The organism is Clostridium sp. MCC353, assembly GCF_018785315.1.
Lineage (GTDB): Bacteria > Bacillota > Clostridia > Lachnospirales > Lachnospiraceae > CHH4-2.
In genome coordinates, this window is sequence record NZ_WQPN01000008.1 from 1 (window position 1) to 18,414 (window position 18,414).

The 18,414-nt window shown below is 49.9% G+C and carries 17 protein-coding genes; 16 read left to right on the plus strand and 1 reads right to left on the minus strand.

The window, feature by feature from the left end; all coding sequences use genetic code 11:
* Positions 1 to 187: 187 nt before the first annotated feature.
* The 11 genes from GPL15_RS02045 to GPL15_RS02095 all read left to right on the plus strand — a co-directional run bounded on the left by GPL15_RS02045 (position 188) and on the right by GPL15_RS02095 (position 12,916).
* Positions 188 to 1,390: an NEW3 domain-containing protein gene (locus tag GPL15_RS02045; protein WP_215695487.1), complete on the plus strand. Its 1,203-nt coding sequence runs from the start codon at positions 188 to 190 to the stop codon at positions 1,388 to 1,390.
* 56 nt (positions 1,391 to 1,446) lie between these two features.
* The gene (locus tag GPL15_RS02050) at positions 1,447 to 2,454 is read left to right on the plus strand and encodes an ABC transporter ATP-binding protein (RefSeq protein WP_215695489.1); all 1,008 of its coding nucleotides are present in this window, start codon (positions 1,447 to 1,449) and stop codon (positions 2,452 to 2,454) included.
* Positions 2,399 to 3,412 carry an ABC transporter permease subunit gene (locus GPL15_RS02055; RefSeq protein ID WP_215695492.1) on the plus strand — a complete coding sequence of 338 codons (1,014 nt, stop codon included), beginning with the start codon at positions 2,399 to 2,401 and terminating at the stop codon, positions 3,410 to 3,412. Before GPL15_RS02050 ends, GPL15_RS02055 begins: the two co-directional genes overlap by 56 nt.
* A gap of 120 nt (positions 3,413 to 3,532) precedes the next feature.
* The gene (locus tag GPL15_RS02060; RefSeq protein WP_215695494.1) at positions 3,533 to 4,204 is read left to right on the plus strand and encodes a response regulator transcription factor; all 672 of its coding nucleotides are present in this window, start codon (positions 3,533 to 3,535) and stop codon (positions 4,202 to 4,204) included.
* A 164-nt stretch (positions 4,205 to 4,368) separates the two neighbouring features.
* The gene (locus tag GPL15_RS02065; RefSeq protein WP_215695495.1) at positions 4,369 to 5,598 is read left to right on the plus strand and encodes a HAMP domain-containing sensor histidine kinase; all 1,230 of its coding nucleotides are present in this window, start codon (positions 4,369 to 4,371) and stop codon (positions 5,596 to 5,598) included.
* A 293-nt stretch (positions 5,599 to 5,891) separates the two neighbouring features.
* The gene (locus tag GPL15_RS02070) at positions 5,892 to 6,350 is read left to right on the plus strand and encodes a PTS sugar transporter subunit IIA (RefSeq protein ID WP_215695644.1); all 459 of its coding nucleotides are present in this window, start codon (positions 5,892 to 5,894) and stop codon (positions 6,348 to 6,350) included.
* A gap of 28 nt (positions 6,351 to 6,378) precedes the next feature.
* Positions 6,379 to 7,692, plus strand: coding sequence for a PTS ascorbate transporter subunit IIC (locus GPL15_RS02075; protein ID WP_215695497.1), 1,314 nt, complete (start codon positions 6,379 to 6,381; stop codon positions 7,690 to 7,692).
* A 22-nt stretch (positions 7,693 to 7,714) separates the two neighbouring features.
* Positions 7,715 to 8,044: a hypothetical protein gene (locus GPL15_RS02080; RefSeq protein WP_215695499.1), complete on the plus strand. Its 330-nt coding sequence runs from the start codon at positions 7,715 to 7,717 to the stop codon at positions 8,042 to 8,044.
* Positions 8,045 to 8,056: 12 nt separating this feature from the next.
* Positions 8,057 to 9,556 carry a sulfatase-like hydrolase/transferase gene (locus tag GPL15_RS02085; protein ID WP_215695501.1) on the plus strand — a complete coding sequence of 500 codons (1,500 nt, stop codon included), beginning with the start codon at positions 8,057 to 8,059 and terminating at the stop codon, positions 9,554 to 9,556.
* 10 nt (positions 9,557 to 9,566) lie between these two features.
* A complete protein-coding gene (locus GPL15_RS02090; protein WP_215695503.1) occupies positions 9,567 to 10,634 on the plus strand; it encodes a hypothetical protein in 1,068 nt (355 codons plus the stop codon).
* A gap of 314 nt (positions 10,635 to 10,948) precedes the next feature.
* A complete protein-coding gene (locus GPL15_RS02095; protein WP_215695505.1) occupies positions 10,949 to 12,916 on the plus strand; it encodes an MATE family efflux transporter in 1,968 nt (655 codons plus the stop codon).
* 50 nt (positions 12,917 to 12,966) lie between these two features.
* On the opposite strand, the gene GPL15_RS02100 is transcribed toward GPL15_RS02095, so the two are convergent.
* On the minus strand, positions 12,967 to 13,752 hold the full coding sequence (locus tag GPL15_RS02100) for a DeoR/GlpR family DNA-binding transcription regulator (RefSeq protein ID WP_215695507.1): 786 nt from the start codon (positions 13,750 to 13,752) through the stop codon (positions 12,967 to 12,969).
* Positions 13,753 to 14,007: 255 nt separating this feature from the next.
* On the opposite strand from GPL15_RS02100, the gene GPL15_RS02105 reads away from it, so the two are divergent.
* The 5 genes from GPL15_RS02105 (at position 14,008) to GPL15_RS27865 (ending at position 18,398) form a co-directional block, all read left to right on the plus strand.
* Positions 14,008 to 14,379 (plus strand): BlaI/MecI/CopY family transcriptional regulator, encoded by a 372-nt coding sequence (locus GPL15_RS02105; protein WP_215695509.1) that lies wholly within the window; start codon positions 14,008 to 14,010, stop codon positions 14,377 to 14,379.
* 15 nt (positions 14,380 to 14,394) lie between these two features.
* The gene (locus GPL15_RS02110) at positions 14,395 to 16,278 is read left to right on the plus strand and encodes a M56 family metallopeptidase (protein WP_215695511.1); all 1,884 of its coding nucleotides are present in this window, start codon (positions 14,395 to 14,397) and stop codon (positions 16,276 to 16,278) included.
* Between the two features lie 180 nt (positions 16,279 to 16,458).
* Positions 16,459 to 17,574, plus strand: a complete 1,116-nt coding sequence (locus tag GPL15_RS02115; RefSeq protein WP_215695514.1) for an alginate lyase family protein — start codon at positions 16,459 to 16,461, stop codon at positions 17,572 to 17,574.
* Between the two features lie 143 nt (positions 17,575 to 17,717).
* Complete coding sequence (locus GPL15_RS02120; protein ID WP_215695516.1) at positions 17,718 to 18,221, plus strand: DUF2007 domain-containing protein; 504 nt, start codon at positions 17,718 to 17,720, stop codon at positions 18,219 to 18,221.
* Between the two features lie 54 nt (positions 18,222 to 18,275).
* Positions 18,276 to 18,398, plus strand: a complete 123-nt coding sequence (locus tag GPL15_RS27865) for a DUF6783 domain-containing protein (protein WP_346344882.1) — start codon at positions 18,276 to 18,278, stop codon at positions 18,396 to 18,398.
* Positions 18,399 to 18,414 lie beyond the last annotated feature (16 nt).

Genomic DNA, 18,414 nt, shown 5'->3' on the forward strand with positions numbered 1-18,414 from the left:
AAGTGTGAGGCCATTTTCGAAAATCCCTTCACCCTCGATGTCCACCCTCCTTGTCCACGCTCCTTGTCCACGCTCCATGTTCACACTTATTTCATACTTATTAAAGCTTCCCTAAAGGTTTCCTCCTTATGATAAAGACATGACAGATTATGGCCGCATCAGCAAAGCGGCAGAAGAGGAGGATATTATGGTAAAAGCTAAAAAATTGGAGGTTATCCGGAGAAACATCTGTGCCGCCATGGTCTTTATCATGGCGCTGTTTATGCTGTTTATCGCGCCCTTTCAGGCCCATGCGGCGGGAGGGCTGGAACTCAGCACCGATTATCCGGGCATGTCGGTGAAGCCTGGGGATAACCTGAGCATTCCGGTCACTTTGAATAATTACAGCGGCGCGGGTATGGATGCGGACGTATCTGTTTCTGCCCTGCCGGAAGGATGGGAAGGCTACCTTCAGGGCGGCAGCTATCAGATCAGCAAGGTGCATGTAAAAGACGGGGCGGAGGGCGCTAAGATCACCCTTCATATCACAGTGCCGAAAGACGCGCAGGAAGGCACTTATACGGCGTCCGTACACGCTTCTTCCGCTGCGGGCGCGGCTGCAGACCAGACACTGACATTTACCATCGGCGAAATGAAAGCGGGAAAAGGCAGTTTTTCTTCCGAGTATCCCCAGCAGGAAGGCGCATCGGGAACGAATTTCAGCTTCAGCACCACGCTGATCAATAACGGGCTGACTTCACAGTCTTACAGCCTCTCTTCCAACGCTCCTGCCGGATGGACCGTAGGGTTTACGCCCTCTGGGGAAAGCACCAAGATTGCGGGAATTGACGTGGAATCCGGGGCCAGCCAGGGAATTACCGTTTCCGTAGCCCCTCCGGCCGATATCGCAGCGGGAGAGTATAACATTTCCTGTTCCGCGGTTTCCGCAGAAGAGACTTTGACGACTGATTTAAAAGTGGTGATTACAGGTACATACGGGCTGAAACTGGAAACTCCCGACGGCCGCCTCAGCTTTGACGCCTACGCAAACCGGGAATCCGACGTGACCCTCAACATCACCAATACGGGAAATGTGGACCTGGAAAATGTCTCCCTAAACTCCAGCGCTCCCGCTAACTGGACCGTAACCTATAACTTGGAAGACAATGTCATCAAAAATATTCCGGCCGGAACCACCACCGAAGTGATTGCCCATGTGAAGCCGGGTTCTGATGTGATCACAGGCGACTATGTGACTTCATTTACGGCCAAAAGCGACCAGACGTCAGCCAATGCCGATTTCCGCGTATCCGTGAAGACGAAAACCGTATGGGGAGCTGTGGCGGTAATCATCATTCTTTGCACAGCGGGTGGTCTGGGATATGTGTTCCGAAAATATGGCAGAAGGTAAGGAGCCATTGCGCAGCACAATATTTGCGCAAAAACGCTCCGGCATGGAGGATGAAGATGGAAGAAAACCAAAATGTAATCATAAGGACAGAAGGTCTCACCAAGGAGTACGGTTCTAAGACGGCGGTTTCGGATCTGAATCTGTGTATCAGCCAGGGAGAGGTGTTCGGGCTTCTTGGCCCCAATGGAGCCGGAAAGACCACCACCACCCTGATGCTTTTAGGGCTCACGGAGCCGACAGAAGGAAGCGCCTATATTGACGGGAAGAATTGTACCAGAGAGGCCATAGAAGTTAAGAAAATCGTGGGTTATCTGCCCGACAGCGTGGGCTTTTACTCGGATATGACAGGCCGGGAAAACCTGCGCTTCACCGGAAGGCTCAACGGCCTGTCCGAAGATGTGATTGAAGCGAGGATCGATGGGCTGCTTGAAAAGGTGGGCATGACATACGCCGCGGACCAGAAGGCCGGAACCTATTCCAGAGGTATGAAACAGAGGCTTGGCATCGCGGATGTGCTGATGAAAGACCCGAAAGTGGTCATTATGGATGAGCCCACCCTTGGAATTGACCCGGAAGGAATGCGGGAACTGATGGCGCTGATCCGGGAACTGGCGGAAAAAGACGGGAGGACCATTTTGATCTCCTCCCACCAGCTCTATCAGATCCAGCAGATTTGTGACCGGGTGGGGCTGTTTGTAGAAGGCAGGCTGATGGCCTGCGGCAGGATCGACGAGCTGGCAAAAGAGATGCAGCAGGAAGGGCGTTATGTGCTGGAGGCCGCCGCATTTCCCGACAATGCGGGCTTCAAACGGCTGATCAGTGAAATGGGAAATGTGGAGCAGGTGGAACGGGAAGGCGATTTCTATGTAATCCGGTCCGTTTCGGACATCAAAAGGGAGCTTTTGAGAAAATGCCTGGATGAAGGATACACCATTTCCCATCTGCGCCAGCGGGGCAATGACCTGGATGAAATCTATAGACGTTATTTTGAGAAAGCAGGGCTTAAAGATGGAAATGATAGTGAGAGAAAAAATAAAACATTTATTTCCTTCCCAAGGAAATGATTCCGGCCGCATTCAGGCGGGCTGCGGCCTGGCGGCGCTTTACCGGAAAGAAATGGCGGACCACATCAGAAGCAGGCGTTTTCTCATCGTCCTGGCGCTGATTCTGCTGACCAGTTTTGCCAGTATTTATGGGGCGTTATCCAGCCTTGAGAGCGCGGTTTCAGCCGATCCCGATTTCATTTTCCTGAAATTATTTACGCTGAGCGGTAATTCAATCCCCTCTTTTACTGCGTTTATCGGTCTTTTGGGGCCGTTTGTGGGCCTGACATTAGGGTTTGACGCGATAAACAGCGAACGGTCGGAGGGGACGTTAAACCGGCTGGTGGCCCAGCCTATTTACAGGGACGCGGTTATCAACGGCAAGTTTCTGGCAGGGGCCACCATCATCTTCATCATGGTATTTGCCATGGGGATGATCATAAGCGCGGTAGGGCTTTTAACCACAGGGATTCCGCCGGAAGGGGAAGAGGTGGGCAGACTGCTGGTGTTCCTTTTATTTACGGCGGTTTATATCTGTTTCTGGCTGGCTCTGTCCATCCTGTTTTCCGTTATCTGCCGCCATGCGGCCACCTCTGCGCTGGCGGTGATCGCGATCTGGATCTTTTTCGCATTGTTCATGAGTTTGGTGGTGAATATTGTGGCAAATTCCCTGTATCCGGTCAATCAGATGGCTACGGCAAGGCAGATTCTGGGCAATTATAACTGCCAGTTGAATTTAAACAGGCTGTCCCCCTATTACCTCTACAGCGAGGCGGTTTCCACGATCATGAACCCCAGCGTCCGTTCCATGAATGTGATCACTCCCCAGCAGCTTTCCGGCGCGATTACGGGATATTTGTCTCTGGGCCAGAGCCTTCTGCTGGTATGGCCTCATATGACCGGGCTTCTGGCGGTTACGGCTGTGATATTTGCCGGTTCCTACATCAGTTTTATGAGAAAGGAAATACGCAGCAGGTAGAAATGGGCGGGAAATCCCAACCTCGTGTTTGTGAAATATTGATGAAATATAACGGGGAAATATTGACCTGACGGAGAGAAAGGAAGAAAATAGAGGGAAAAGACAGGAACGGGAGGAAACATGAGAATTCTAATCGTGGAGGACAATGAAAGACTGGCCGAATCGATCCAGGATATCTTAAAACAGGTTTGGTACGATTCCGATATCTGTACGGACGGAGTGAGCGGCGGCTATCAGATGATGGAAGGGGCCTATGACGCGGTGATCCTGGATGTGATGCTGCCAGGCAAAGACGGGATTACCCTTTTGAGAGAGGCCAGGGCCAAGGGCTGCCGCGTGCCGGTCCTCATGCTCACCGCCAAAAGCGAAGTGGAGGATAAAGTGGCGGGGCTGGAAAGCGGGGCGGATTATTATCTGACCAAGCCATTTGACAAACAGGAACTTTTAGCTGTAATAAAGACCGTAGTCAGACGGAAGGGGGAAATTCTCCCCGACTGCCTGGCTTATGGCAATTTAACCCTGAACCAGTCCACCTACTGCCTTTCGGGGCCGGAAAAGAGCATCCAGCTTGGGAAAAAGGAATATGACGTGATGTGGATACTGATATCCAATAAAGAGATGGTGGTATCCAAGGAAACCCTTCTCCTTAAAATCTGGGGCGCCGGTTCGGACGCGGTGGAAAATAATGTGGAGATTTATATATCATTTCTTAGGAAAAAACTGGATTTCCTCAAGACAAATGTGACGATTGTGACCATGCGCAATTTCGGCTACCGGCTGACGCTGAAATGAAAAGCGGAAGAAAGGCAGAACTGGAGATGAAAGGCAGAGCTGGAGGCAAAAGGCAGAGTTGGAGGTAAAAGGCAGAGCTGGAGGCAAAAGGCAGGGCTGAAGTAAAAAGGCGGAACTGAAGGTAAAAGGCAGAGTCAAAGTAAAAACACAGAACGGGGGTTCACGTGAAAGAGATAAGCAGGCTGCGGATAAAATTCATGCTGTATAATATGGTCATCGTGACCGTGGTGATCGGAGCGGCGTTTTTTGCAGCGGTATTTTTAGTGAAAAACAGAATCATGGAAGAGAGCAATTCCCTGCTCTCCCGGGCGGCGGCAGAGGAGACGGGAACTTTGATCTTTGAGGTGTCGCCCCACGTGCGGGTTCCCTATTTCACCGTTTTGGTTGACCGGGACGGCGTGGTGTTTTTGAATGAGGGGGCGTATAATTCCTTCCCGGACCAGGATTTTCTGGAGCGGATTGTAGGAATGGGAGTGTCCGGGGCAAAGGATACCGGGGATTTGGAAGAATACCACCTGCGGTATTTGAGAATCAGCCATCCATTTGGATATAAGATCGCATTCGTGGATACTTCCTATGAAGATTCCATTGGTGGCAGCCTGCTTCGGACCGTCATTCTCATCTGCGGCGTGATCTGGCTGTGCTTTCTTGTCCTGTCCTATTTCTTCTCCAAATGGGCCGTACGCCCGGTGGAAGAATCCATCCGCATGCAGAAGCAGTTTGTGGCCGACGCGTCCCATGAACTGAAGACCCCGCTCACTGTGATCATGGCCAATACGGAACTGCTGGAAGAGCGGTGCGCCGGAATCGGGACTGACGTGGACAAATGGCTCCATAATGTCCATCAGGAGAGCGTGGGCATGCGTTCTCTGGTCGAAGACCTGCTTCTGCTGGCCAAAAGCGAGGTGCTTTTGCAGAACCGGAGCAAAAAGGGGAAGTGCAGCCTCAGCGATCTGGTTATGGAAGGCATCCTCACATTTGAACCCGTATTTTACCAGAATGAAAAGAACCTGGATTATGAAATTGCTGAAGATATAGTGATCAAGGGCGATCCGGAACAGATCCGCCAATTGGTGAAGATTTTCCTGGACAATGCGGTGAAATATTCAGCGCCCCGGGGAAAGGTTTTGGTGACCTTGGAGCGCATTTCCAAAAGGAAGGCCAGGCTGTGGGTGAAGAGCGAGGGAGAGGCCATACCCAGGGAGAAGAGAAAAGCGGTTTTCCGCCGGTTCTATCGTGGCGACGCGGCCAGAAGCAGCCAGAGCGGCTACGGGCTGGGACTTGCCATCGCCCAGGGGATTGCAGGAAACCATAGAGCGGGCATCGGAGTGGAATATCTGGACGGAATGAATTGTTTCTATGTGGAATTTAAGCTGGTTAATGAAAAGAGCTGAGTTCAGTGTGAAAGAAGAAAAGGCGGTATAAGAAGAAGTGAAGCCGGTTCCCGGCCCTCATTTCTACTTATACTGCCTTTTGATGTCCCATAGACACATATAATGGAAGAATATGGTAAAACGTTCATGACAAAATTAAAACGAACATATAAACATCTTGTAATTGTTGAAAATGTGGTATATAATAACGAATAAAGTACATAGATTTGGCGGAATTTATAAATAACTGGTGTTTATGCACTTGTTACGAATGTAAACGATCACCAAGAGCAAAAGAGAAAGGAAAGGTGAAGATGTTAATAGGAGATTTGGTAAGAAAAAAGAGGGTGTGCTTTCACGATAGTTTTCCCAATTGGGAAGAAGCGGTCAAAGCCTCTTACCGGCCTCTGCTTGACGACGGCACGATAGAACCGTGTTATATCGATCAGGTGATAGCCAGTATTGAGGAACTGGGGCCTTACATTGTGCTGGCCCCCGATATCGCCATGCCTCATACGACGATGGGGGCAAAGGGGGTAAAATGCTCTGCCATCAGTTTTATGAAAGTAGAACAGCCGGTACATTTTACCCAGGATAATCCGGAAAATGACGCGCGGCTGTTTTTCTCATTGGCAGCGCAGAACCCGGAGGAACATCTGGAAAATATGAAGTATCTGGCGGAGGAACTGATGACGGAAGGCTTGACGGAGGATCTGTTATCCTGCCGGACAGAAGAGGATCTTTTGAAATTAGAAGTTAAATACGGACAATAGTTTTTTAGGAGAGGGAAAGGGGATACATATGATTATTTTAGATTTTATTCTGAACCAGTTGCTGCGGCAGCCTGTTATTTTTATCGGTTTATTGGTTGCCCTTGGCAATATTCTGGTGCGGAAGGGGTTTGTTCAGGTGATCAGCAGCGCATTTACCACCATGGTGGGGCTGCAATTGATTATATTCGGCGGGAACCAGTTTGGGGGACTGATTTCGCCCATAACGGATGCGATAAAAGAAGCGTTCGGCATCCAGGGGTATGTGATGGACCAGGTGGTCATGAATTCCGTAGCCATCAACGCCCTTACGGATGCGGGGATCTTTCAGTTTGTGGGGTATGTATTTTTAATCGCATTTGCGGTCAACCTGATTCTGGTTCTGCTGGGGAAATACACCAAGGTGCGGGGGCTTTTTCTCACCGGCAATGCGGGCGTATCCCACTCCCAGGCCATACTCTGGCTGGTGTTCGCCTACCTGGGAAGTCTGGGAAATACTCTGGTAGTGATCATCGCAGGCGTGCTGGTAGGCCTCTATTGGTCGCTTTCAACCACTTTAGCCATTAAGCCGGTTGATAAGATTACAGACGGAATGGGCGGTTTTACCGTAGGCCATAACCAGACCCTGGCATTCTGGTTCTATTCCAAGTTTGCTCATCTGTTCGGTGATCCGGTGAAGGACGACGCGGAGAATTTAAACCTTCCCGGATGGCTTGCGATCTTTGACAACAATGTAATCGGCGTGGCCATCATCATGTCCTTATTCTGCGGCGGTTTCCTTCTCACTTTGGGATGGGAAGGGGCAAAGGCGGTTGCAGGAGGGACCAATGTGCTGATTTATATCTTCATGATCGGCATTCAGTTCTCGGCATTTATGGTGATCGTGCTTCAGGGCGTGCGCATGCTGACCAGCGAGCTGACGACGGCATTTCAGGGCATTCAGGAGAAGATCGCTCCCAATGCGGTTCCGGCAATCGACGTGGCCGCAATTCTGGGATTTGGGCCTACATCCGCTACCCTGGGATTTATTTTCACCACATTCGGAACCATTCTGGCCATGCTGGCCCTCTATCTGGTGAAAAGCCCTGTTATGGTGCTTCCGGGATTCCTGCCCCTGTTTTTCGTGGGCGGCCCCATCGGGGTTCTGGCTAACAAATACGGCGGATGGAAGTCCATCCTGGTGTGCTGTATCTCCGTAGGCATTATTCAGACATTCGGCACGGTGTGGGCCCTGAGCCTTACCACTCTGCCGGGGACAGCCGGGTGGTCCGGAATGTTCGACTTTGCAACCTTCTGGCCCGCTGTTACGGAAGGGCTGAAGGCTGTTGGAAACCTGATTCATTAACATTAAAATGGAGGAAAATTAAATGAAAGCAAAAGATCCGAATAAAATACATATTTTGTTTGTCTGCGGTTATGGCGTGGGCACCAGCGTTATCATGGAAAATAATGTCCGAAAAGCCCTTGCCAATAAAGGGATAGAAGCGGTGATGGAACACGCTTCCGGCGGGGAAGTCAGCTCTTATAAAGGCTGGGCTGATATCATCGGCGTATCGAAAAAGTTAGTCAGCGTGGTGCGGCTTTCACCTGATGATAACGTACATGTGATAGAAATCGTCAATTTAATGGACGGAAACAAGATCGCGTCGCAGATTGAAGAGATTATGAAAGAGCATTATCCCCATCTGCTGAAGTAAGGAGTATGCCTTATGAAAACAATTTTACTGTTGTTTGACAGCCTGAACCGGCGGTTTCTGCCGCCTTATGGCTGTAGTGATGTAAATGCGCCCGGCTTCAAGCGGCTGGGCGAGTGGTGCACAGTCTTTGACAACAGCTACGTGGCCAGCATGCCCTGTATTCCCGCCAGAAGGGATCTGCACACCGGAAGGTGTCATTTCCTTCACCGGGAGTGGGGGCCGCTGGAACCATACGACAAGTCTGTTTTTTCAATTTTAAAGGAAAATGGTATCTATTCCCATCTGATCACCGATCACTATAATTACTGGGAAGAGGGCGGAGGGGGGTATCACACCAAATACAGCTCCTTCCAGTTCGTCCGCGGCCAGGAAGGCGACCGGTGGAAGGGAAATGCCGCCGGGCCTGAGATTCCCCCTGTTTTAAAGGAGCTGAAGAGCCACAGCGGAAAGGGAACCTCAGGTTCCTGGCAGGCCAATTGGGTGAACCGCAGGGAACTGGATCCGAAAGATCCGGACACCTATCCACAGGCCAAGGTGTTCGCCCTTGCGGAAGAATTTTTGGAGGAAAATGCCTCCGCAGACAATTGGGTGCTCCAAATCGAATCATTTTCCCCTCATGAGCCATTTGTGGTCCCTGACTGCTTCCGGGAGGAATATGAGGATGAATATGAAGGCCCCGTTTATGACTGGCCCAGAGGCAGGCTGGAAGATTTCGAGGACAGCCGGATCGTCGCCCATATGAGGGCCCTTTATAAAGCGTCTGTTTCCATGAGCGATTATTATCTGAGCCGCATTTTAAAGCTTATGGACCGGCTGGAACTGTGGAAAGATACCATGCTGATCGTGGGTGCGGATCACGGAATCCTGCTGGGTGAGCATGGGTACTGGTCAAAAAATGTGATGCCCTATTATGATGAAATCGCCAATACGCCTCTGTTTATCCACGATCCACGATCCCCCCACCCGGGAGAGAGAAGGAAATCCCTGGTGCAGATGATCGACTGGGCGCCCACGCTTCTGGAATATTATGGGATTTTAGTTCCTGAAGAGATGAAAGGGCATTCCCTGAGACCTGTGATAGAAAAGGACGAGCCGGTCAGGGATGCGGCCATATTCGGAGTGTTCAGCGGCCATGTAAACATGGTGGACCAGGAATACATTTATATGAGGGCCGCAAAGCCGGAGCGGGCGGATCAGGTATGGAATTATACGGTGCTCCCTCTGCATATGTTCACCCCCTTTGGCGCTGAGGAGCTGAAGAAGATGGAATTCGTGCCGCCGTTTTCATTTACCGGAGGCTGCGGACTGTTAAAGATCCCTTCTAAAGATCTCTATCATGCGGCCCGCTTCGGCAGCCTGCTGTTTGACAGGAAAAATGATCCCGGGCAGGAACACCCGCTGAATGACCCGGAGACAGAGGAAAGGCTTTGCAGGAAACTTGTGATGAAGATGAGGGAATTTGACGCGCCAAAGGAACAGTTTATCAGGATGGGGCTGGAAACAGCAGAATGAGAGGTAAAAGATGCAGTATACGGAAATAGATTACAGCCGTCTTTCAGACAGCTATGAAAAATGGTGGAATAAAGAACTGGACCGCCCCATTTTCAACATTGTACTGAAAAACGGCCCTCAGTACACCAGAGGAGAACTTTTGGAATTTGTTTATGACCGGAACATGCCGGCCGTAGAGGTGATGAAACGGTATGAAGAACAGTTTTCGGCCCAGGATTTTATGGGGGACGGCTTTCCATTTTTCTATGTGAGAACCACAGGGCTGTTGGGCGTGTTCATGGGCCAGGAATATGAAGTATCCCCGGCAAATGGGACGGTGTGGTATAAAGGGATGGAAACCGATCCTGAAAACATGCATTTTAAAGTGGATGCCAGCCACCCCATGTACCGGAGAATGATAGATTTGAATATAGAGTTTCAGAACTATTTTCAGGGAAAAGCCGTGCTTGGAGGTGCGAACCTGGGCGGGGTCTGCGACGTGTACCATTCCATAAGGGGGATGGAAAACACGTTGTATGATTTAAGCGATTACCCTGACGAAGTCAAGGCCGGGATGGGCGAAATCCACGACCAGTGGATGAAGGTTCAGAAGGAACTGCTCTATCTGGTGGATCCCGTTTTGAATCACGGGTATACCCATTGGACGGGAATCCTGTCAAAGACGCCTTATGATATGATACAGGCGGATCTGGCATTTCTGGTGGGACCGGACGACTACAGGGAGTTTATCCATCCGCTGATTGTAAAAGAGGCTCAGGCATTTCCCCGCAGCATGCTCCATTTAGACGGCCCGGGCTTCATCAAACACATGCCGGATATCCTGGGAATCCCGGAGTTAAACGGCGTCCAGTGGATTCCCGGCGCGGGGGCGGCCCCTGTGGGGGAATGGGGAGAATTCTATGATATGGTGAACGCCTCCGATAAGCTTTTGCAGGTCTTTATCGAAAAACCAGAGGAAATACCCATGATTGAAATCATTGCGTCGCATTTTAAAGACCCGTCCAGAATCTGCTTTATCTGTTCGGGGACGGAGGCGGACAGAGAGGCCTATGAAAAGGCGATGGATAAGTGGAGATAATGAGGAGGAGCTGTATTGATAAAGGCAGCCCAAACTCTTCCTGTGCGGCATAACTTCATTTCTTCCTGCATTTGTGGAAAAATAACCAAATATATGCATAGGGATAGTTTGTGAAATAATGCCTTTGAAATTTATTTGGAGAATTGTTATAATCATATATGAAATTAAATAAAGGCAATTAACGACACATGTGGCGCTCGGCGCGTAAATCTGATCACGGTACAAGGCGTGCATGTGTTGTGTTTTATTTTCATGTTTTTACAGCACATGTGTTCCGCATGTGCTGTTTTTTTGTCTGCAGCAGGAGGAATATTATGCAGGAAAGTAATTATTTAGGAACAGAAAAGGTGGGGAAACTGTTAAGGCAGTTTGCAATCCCATGTATTTTTTCTTTGATCATTTCCAGTCTCTACAATATTGTAGACCAGATTTTTGTTGGAAACGGCATTGGATATTTGGGCAATGCCGCAACGGGGGTTATTTTCCCCATCACTGTTGTGGGCTGGGGGGCAGCCCTGTTTTTTGGAGACGGAGCCGCCGCTGCGCTCAGCGTTTCTCTTGGGAGGAAGGAGACGAAGCAAATCCATAAAAGCGTGGGAAACAGCATTTTATGCTCGTTCCTGGCAGGTCTTGTGATTGCAGCCGTGGGTTACCTTGGGGGAAACCACCTGCTCCGTTTGATTGGAGCGACTGAGGCGAATCTGGGGATGGCCCGGGATTACGGCTTTATCATCTATGCCATGATGCCGTTTGCACTGGTTCAGACCACGCTGTCCTCTATCATCCGTGCGGACGGAAGCCCCCGCTATGCCATGGGTGCTATGCTGGTTGGAGCCGTCATCAACATCATCGGTGATCCGCTTGCGATTTTTGTGCTGGATATGGGAATCAAAGGGGCTGCTTATGCGACCATATTGGGGCAGTTCGTCAGTTTTTTGATCTGTATCTTCTATTTGGTGAAAAGCAAAACCTTCCGTTTGTCGGCAGACAGTTTCCGCATAGATTCTGCTGTGCTGAAGCGTGTGACGGCATTGGGCACTTCCAGTTTACTGACCCAGTTATCAATTGTTGTGATCACTGTGATTAATAATATCTTGTTGGTGCGGTTTGGAGCGGAATCATCCTATGGTTCTGACATTCCGCTGGCTGCATTTGTGGTGATCATGAAGCTGTTCCAGATCGTGCTGAATGTGGGAATCGGTATAGCAGCCGGAGCCCAGCCCATCGTTGGATATAATTATGGGGCAGGGCGTTATGACCGGGTGCGGGAACTGCTGAAACTGATGATAAAATGGACGGCAGTGATCTGCCTGGCCTGTACGGTGCTGTTTGAGGCCGTTCCTCAAGTATTTATCCGTATGTTTGGTTCTGACGGAGAGCTGTACACACAATTTGCCATGCAGTGTCTGCGGATCTATCTTTCCCTGATTCTGTTTACCACTGTCCAGAAGGTCTGCGCAATATTCCTTCAATCCATCGGCCATGCCAAGGCGGCGGCGCCGTTGTCAATCATGCGTGATGCGCTTCTCATCGTGTTTTCCCTGATCCTTCCCTTTCAGCTGGGAGTAACAGGGATTTTCTGGGCCGCTCCGGCTGCCGATGTGATTGCAGCTGTCATAACTGTTTGTGTGATGATCCGCCATTGGAAAGGTCTTGAAAGTCTTCCTGAACCATCAGAAGCGGTAGGAACCACGCTCCCAAAACCAGCGAAAGAGGGAATTATCCTTACGATTTCCCGTGAACACGGATCGGCGGGTAAGAGGATCGGGCAGTTGGCAGCGGAAAAATTGGGCGTTACCTGCTATTATAAGGAAATGATCGCGCTGGCGGCCAAGGAAAGCGGCCTGTCCAAAGAATTTATCACAAATTTGAATTCCAATGAGAATGCGGTTATGCGGGATTTATATTTGAGTACGGAACCTGTCCGGCAGGCGGTAACGGCGCAGGATAAGGCGATAAAACAGCTTGCAGATATGGGAGCCTGCGTGATTGTCGGCCGTGCGGCCGATTATGTGCTGAGGGAATACAAGAACGTGGTACGCGTTTTCATATATGCCCCGGCTGAGCACCGCATAAAGAATGTGATGAAAATGTATGGAGACACCAGGGAACAGGCCAAGAAAAGCATCCTGCGTTCTGATGCGGCCCGTTCAGCATACTATAAGAGCATTTCCGGCCGGGAATGGGGCAATCCGCATGAGTATGAATTGTGCATTGACAGTTCCGTGGGCATGGATGCTGCAGCAGGAATAATTTACGATTATATCAATCATATACAATAAATAAAAAGGGGCATCCGCGCCACTGAACTATCAGTGGCGCGGATGCTCCTTTAAACTTTATCTGCTAAAACGATCTCCACCCCTTTTTCCCTCATCCGTTCCAGCTCTTTTGGATCTGCGGAGGAATCGGTGACCAGGATATCGATGTCCGTGATTTCGGCGCTGGTAAAACAGAAGGTGCGCCCTACTTTGGAGCCGTCGGCGGCCACGATCTTTTTCCCTTTGCATCGTTTTAACATCTCTTCGTTAATCATGGTTTCCAAATAGGCAGAGGTGGTGATTCCGTCGGTGTGGGTGATCCCGTTGACGCCCAGAATGCATACGGTGGCAAATACCCGGTTCATCAAATTGGTTGCCAGGGCGCCGGTATAGGATTTATTCCGGCCGTTGTACTCCCCGCCTGTGGAGATCAATGTGGCGGAACCGTCCTCTAAGGCCAGACAGGCCAAAGCGTTGTTGGTGATGATGGTGATATCCCGGTTCTTGATGCATTTGATAACTTCAAGAGTGGTGGTGCCGGCGTTTAAAAATACGGTGTCCTTCTCCTGGATATATTTGGAAATCACTGCGGCTATCTGCTGTTTCTGGGTTTGGTTCATGGACCCCTTGTTTTCGAAAACGGGTGTCATCTCAGTGCCGGAAGAAGCCAGTTTAGCGCCTCCGTGAAAACGCACGATATACCCCTTTTTCTCCAGGAGGTCAAAATCTCTCCGGATCGTCAATTCCGACATATTCAATTCTTTGCTCACTTCTGATACCTGCAGAGAGCCGTGAGCGTTAAACAGCTCCAGCAGACGCTGGTGTCTTTTGTGCACTTCGGCCTGGCTTTGTTTCATATATCTGATTCCCTTCTCCTATTGAATGTATGTTCGCAACAGCCCGGACGGCTCATCTGCCGGACTGTTACTTATATTCCGATATGTTTATAAAAATATTAACATGAATTTTCTAAAAGGGCAAGAAGAAAACAATACTAAAACGTTCATAAAAAAATAACTATATATTGTGGAATATGCTTGACATGTTGTGGTCTACTGTGATAGACTTGAAATAATGAAGGACTATTGCGATAGACCAATCAGGAGGCGGGTATGGAGGAGTGCAAGTTATTTGAAAGTGAATACCGGTTTATGGATCTGGTGTGGGACATGGAACCTGTGAAGTCCACGGAACTGGCAAAGGCATGTTATGGGGAACTGGGGTGGAAGAAATCTACCTGCTACACTGTGCTGAAAAAGCTTTCCGACAGGGGCTTTATTAAAAATGAACAGGCGGTTGTAACCTCTTTGATCGGCAGGGAAGAGGTTCAGAAATATGAGAGCGAAGCGGTGGTGAAGAAGAATTTCAACGGCTCTCTTCCGGCTTTTCTCACCGCATTTTTAAAGGACAGGGAACTGTCCCGGGAGGAAGCGGAAGAGATCAGGAAGATGATAGAAGACGCAGTGGTGAGCGCTGAGGATTAACGAGGGAGGAAATTCATGGATGGATTTATGATACGGCTTCTTAATATGAGTTTTACAGCCGGCTGCGCCTGCCTGCTGGTGATAGTGCTGCGCGTGCTGATTAGGCGGCTGCCTAAGATATATTCTTATGCGTTATGGGGAATTGTTTTGTTCCGGTTTTTGTGCCCATTTACATTGGAGACGGCGGTGAGCCTGCTTCCGGTCAATCCGGAAACGGTCGGGAGCGGAATCATCTATGACAGGACGCCGTCCGTTCATTCGGGAGTGGTGTGGTTTGATAATTCCGTCAATCAGGTTTTGAAGCAGACGATGACGCCTGCAGGCGAGGCGGTTTCCGCCAATCCGGTCCAGATTGCCCTGTTTGTATGTGGGATCATATGGCTTGCGGGGGCCGCCGGATTTGCGGCCTATCATCTCATTTCCTATCTCTGCCTGAGAAGGAAACTGAAAGACGCGGTGAAATTGAAACGCAGGATATTCGCTTCTGAGAAGATCAGCAGTCCTTTTGCCATGGGAATTTTTAACCCCAGGATCTATCTGCCCTACGGACTGAGCAAGGCGGAGGAAAAATGCATCGTGGCCCATGAATGGGTGCACATAAGGCGGAGGGACGGCCTGGTAAAGATGCTGGGCATGCTGGTTCTGACCATCCATTGGTTTAATCCGATGGCCTGGATCGGCATTTCCCTGATGTGTAAGGACATGGAGATGGCGTGCGATGAGACGGCGTTGAAACACCTGGGAATGGGAGAACGCCAGCAGTACACCATGACTTTGTTCAATGTATCCCTCAAACACAGCGGTCTGCTTCTGCCAACCGCTTTCGGGGAAAGCAATACGAAGATCAGGATTAAAAATATTTTATCCTATAAAAAACCGGCTGTGTGGATGAGCGCCTGCGCCGTGATTATTTTAGTCATTTCGGCTGTTACGCTGATGACAAATCCCAAAAGGGAGAAGATGGGCCAAGAAGGACCTGTTGATCCCGTAATGGCTGCTTCTGAGGAAGACAACGGCGCAATGGCTGTCAGCATCATCGGCGGCTCCGACGGGCCTACCAGCATTTTCCTGGCGGGAAAGCTGGGCGATGGGAATGGGGAGGACGGAGGCGCTGAGGGCGGAACCATTATGGAACTGCCTGTGGACTATCTGGATATCGGTGAGGAGCGGACGCCGGCGGCAATCGGCAAGTCGGACAACGGCGCCTGGATGATTTATGGGGATTTCGGTTTTTATTACTTTGAGAGGCAGGATGATGTGTGGCGTCCCATGCCGTTTTTAAAGGGGAAAGACCTGGATTACGTCAGGGAATTTTTGAATGAACTGAGGGAACAGGATAAACCGGCGGATGCCGGATATCTGGCGGAGCAGGGCTTTTCGGGAAAAGGCCTGAGCAGTATGGGGATCGTGACGTATGATGTGAAGGAAATGGAAGACAAAACGGTGGCGGTGCTGGGATCATTTTCCGATTCGGCTATATTATCCGATCTTTTTTTCGGGCTGTATGATCCGGCGGCGGGAACTTTAACCCAGGTTTATCCATTTGGCGGCGATGGGAAGACGATTGTAAATGAAAAAGGCAGAATTTCGTACCGCCGTTACCTGTTTTCTGATGAAGGCTGGGATTATTTTATCCGCACGCCGGCAACAATGCTGGATTTCGAAGGTTCAGAGCCGGTGGAAGGAAGGATGGAACTGGTTCGTTTTGCAGACGGTGAGGCGGAGGTTTTAGACAACCTGTTCTGTCTGCGGGATCTGGAGAGCGGCGTCCGGTTTGACCAGGGATTTATCGTCTATCAGGCGGCCCGGGAGGGCACGAAAGCGGGATTTGAGCAGTTGGTTACAGTCAAACTCTCTTTTGACGGAAGCAGCAGGAGCGTTGTGGAGGGGAACCAGTAGATGGTAACCAGGAAACGGTAACCGTTGAATGGGAATCAGTGGATGCCCGGAAACTTACATAAGATAAAGTGATGAATTTGATCAATATTATATATTTGTACAGAATGCCCCCGATGTGCTACTATTATTCTATAAAAACACAGCACAATGCATGAAAATACATGCGGAATCGAGGGTAAAATGATTTGGTATCCAAAAAATTACAGTTTAAAACCGCCAAAAGCGGACGAGAGATGGATTTTTAAAAAAGCAGATCAGGCTATGGAAGAGCCGGTGCCTCATATTACGGATATTGTGTCGGATAAAAGTGAAGGCGGTCCTCATGACTATTATTCAAATGGGGATTACTGGTGGCCCAATCCGGATACCCCGGACGGCCTGCCTTACGTACACCGGGACGGCCAGACCAACCCGGATAATTTCAACGGACACCGGGTGATGCTCAGGCATATGCGGACCAATGTGGTGTTTTTGACCGCGGCATATGAACTGAGTAAGGACAGGATCTATTCAGACCGCGCATCCCGCATTTTAAAAGAATTTTTCCTGGACGAAGAGACGAAAATGAACCCGAACCTGAACTACGCCCAGGCCCTTCTGGGAATCTGTCCGGGACGGGGGATCGGGATCATAGACACCCTCCATCTGGTGGATGTGGTGTTTGCGGTTCAGCGTCTGAAAAAACTGGACGCGGTGACGGATGATATGTACCGGGAACTGCAGAAGTGGTTCGCTTCCTATCTGGGATGGATGCTGACCAGCGCCAATGGAATTAAGGAGATGAATGCCGACAATAACCACGGCGTCTGCTTTTTTGTCCAGGCAGCGGCATTTGCCCTCTTTACGGACAATGAAAGGATCGTGGATTTCTGCCGGGATTATTATAAAAACGGCCTCATGAAGCAGATGGCCCCGGACGGTTCGTTCCCACGGGAGCTGGGCAGGACCAAACCGTATAATTATTCCATCTTTGTGGTTGATAATATGGTGTCGCTCTGTCAGATACTTTCCAAGCCGGACGACGATTTGTGGGAATTTACCCTTTCCGACGGCAGAGGCATCAAAATGGGCCTGGATTTCATCACCCCCTACATCCTGGACAAGGGCGTCTGGCCTTATCCGCCGGATGTGATGCATTATGACGCATTTCCGGCCAGAGCTTCTTTCATGGTATTTGCCGGATGCAGGCTGGGAAGACAGGAGCTTTTGGATCTGTATGAAAGTCTGCCCATTGAGCCGGAAGACGAAGAAGCCCGCCGCAATATTGCGGTGCGCCTGCCGGATTTATGGATGTAAATAAAGAAAAACGTTAATAAAGTTTAAGACTTTATCCCGGTGCCGCCGTGTACACCGGGATTTTTCTATTGTATAATAAAAGCGTCAGGGCATTCGGGAGATCGGAGCATGTATGAGGATGCTTGGCGGGAAGGGGAGGCACGATGGGGGAGAAAAAGGTAAATGAACCGGTAAAATTGACTTCTGCTGCAACCAGAGTGGAAGCGGAAATGATCGAAAGCATGTTGGAGGAGTGCCAAATCCCCTGCTTTATAAAGGATTTGGAATCCGGCGGCTACATGAATATCTATATGGGATACTCTGTTTTCGGCAGCGAAATCTATGTGAGGGGCAGCGACCTGGAGGCGGCAAAGGCCCTTTTGAGCGGACAGGAGCAGCAGACAGGCTGGGAAATGGAGGCCGGGGACGATGGAAACAGCGGATGCGGCGGTTTTGGTGCGGATGAGATCAGCGGGGAACCGGATGAAGGGGAAGACGCAGGAGCGGAAGAGGATGAGGGATGGGATGCCGGATCGGATGAGATCAGCGGCGAGGACATTTACCGTTCCAAGAGGAGGGCTGTGCAGATAATTGTGGGACTTATAATTATGGCTGCGGCCGTCAGCACCATTTTATGTGCTGCACTGCGGTTTGTGGTGGTGAATTGAAAATGCACAGACAGGATTTATATAGGTAAAGACAGGGCGGGCTATGTAACCTGAATTCGGGGCAAATATACCGCAAAGTGGGACGTGCAGATGGCGGAAATGAATTTTCAAACACGCTCTAGCCCGGTCAGAACAGGAAAATTAAACTCCGGAAACAATTGCAGGAAGATGGAGTAAAATTAATAAAGATAAA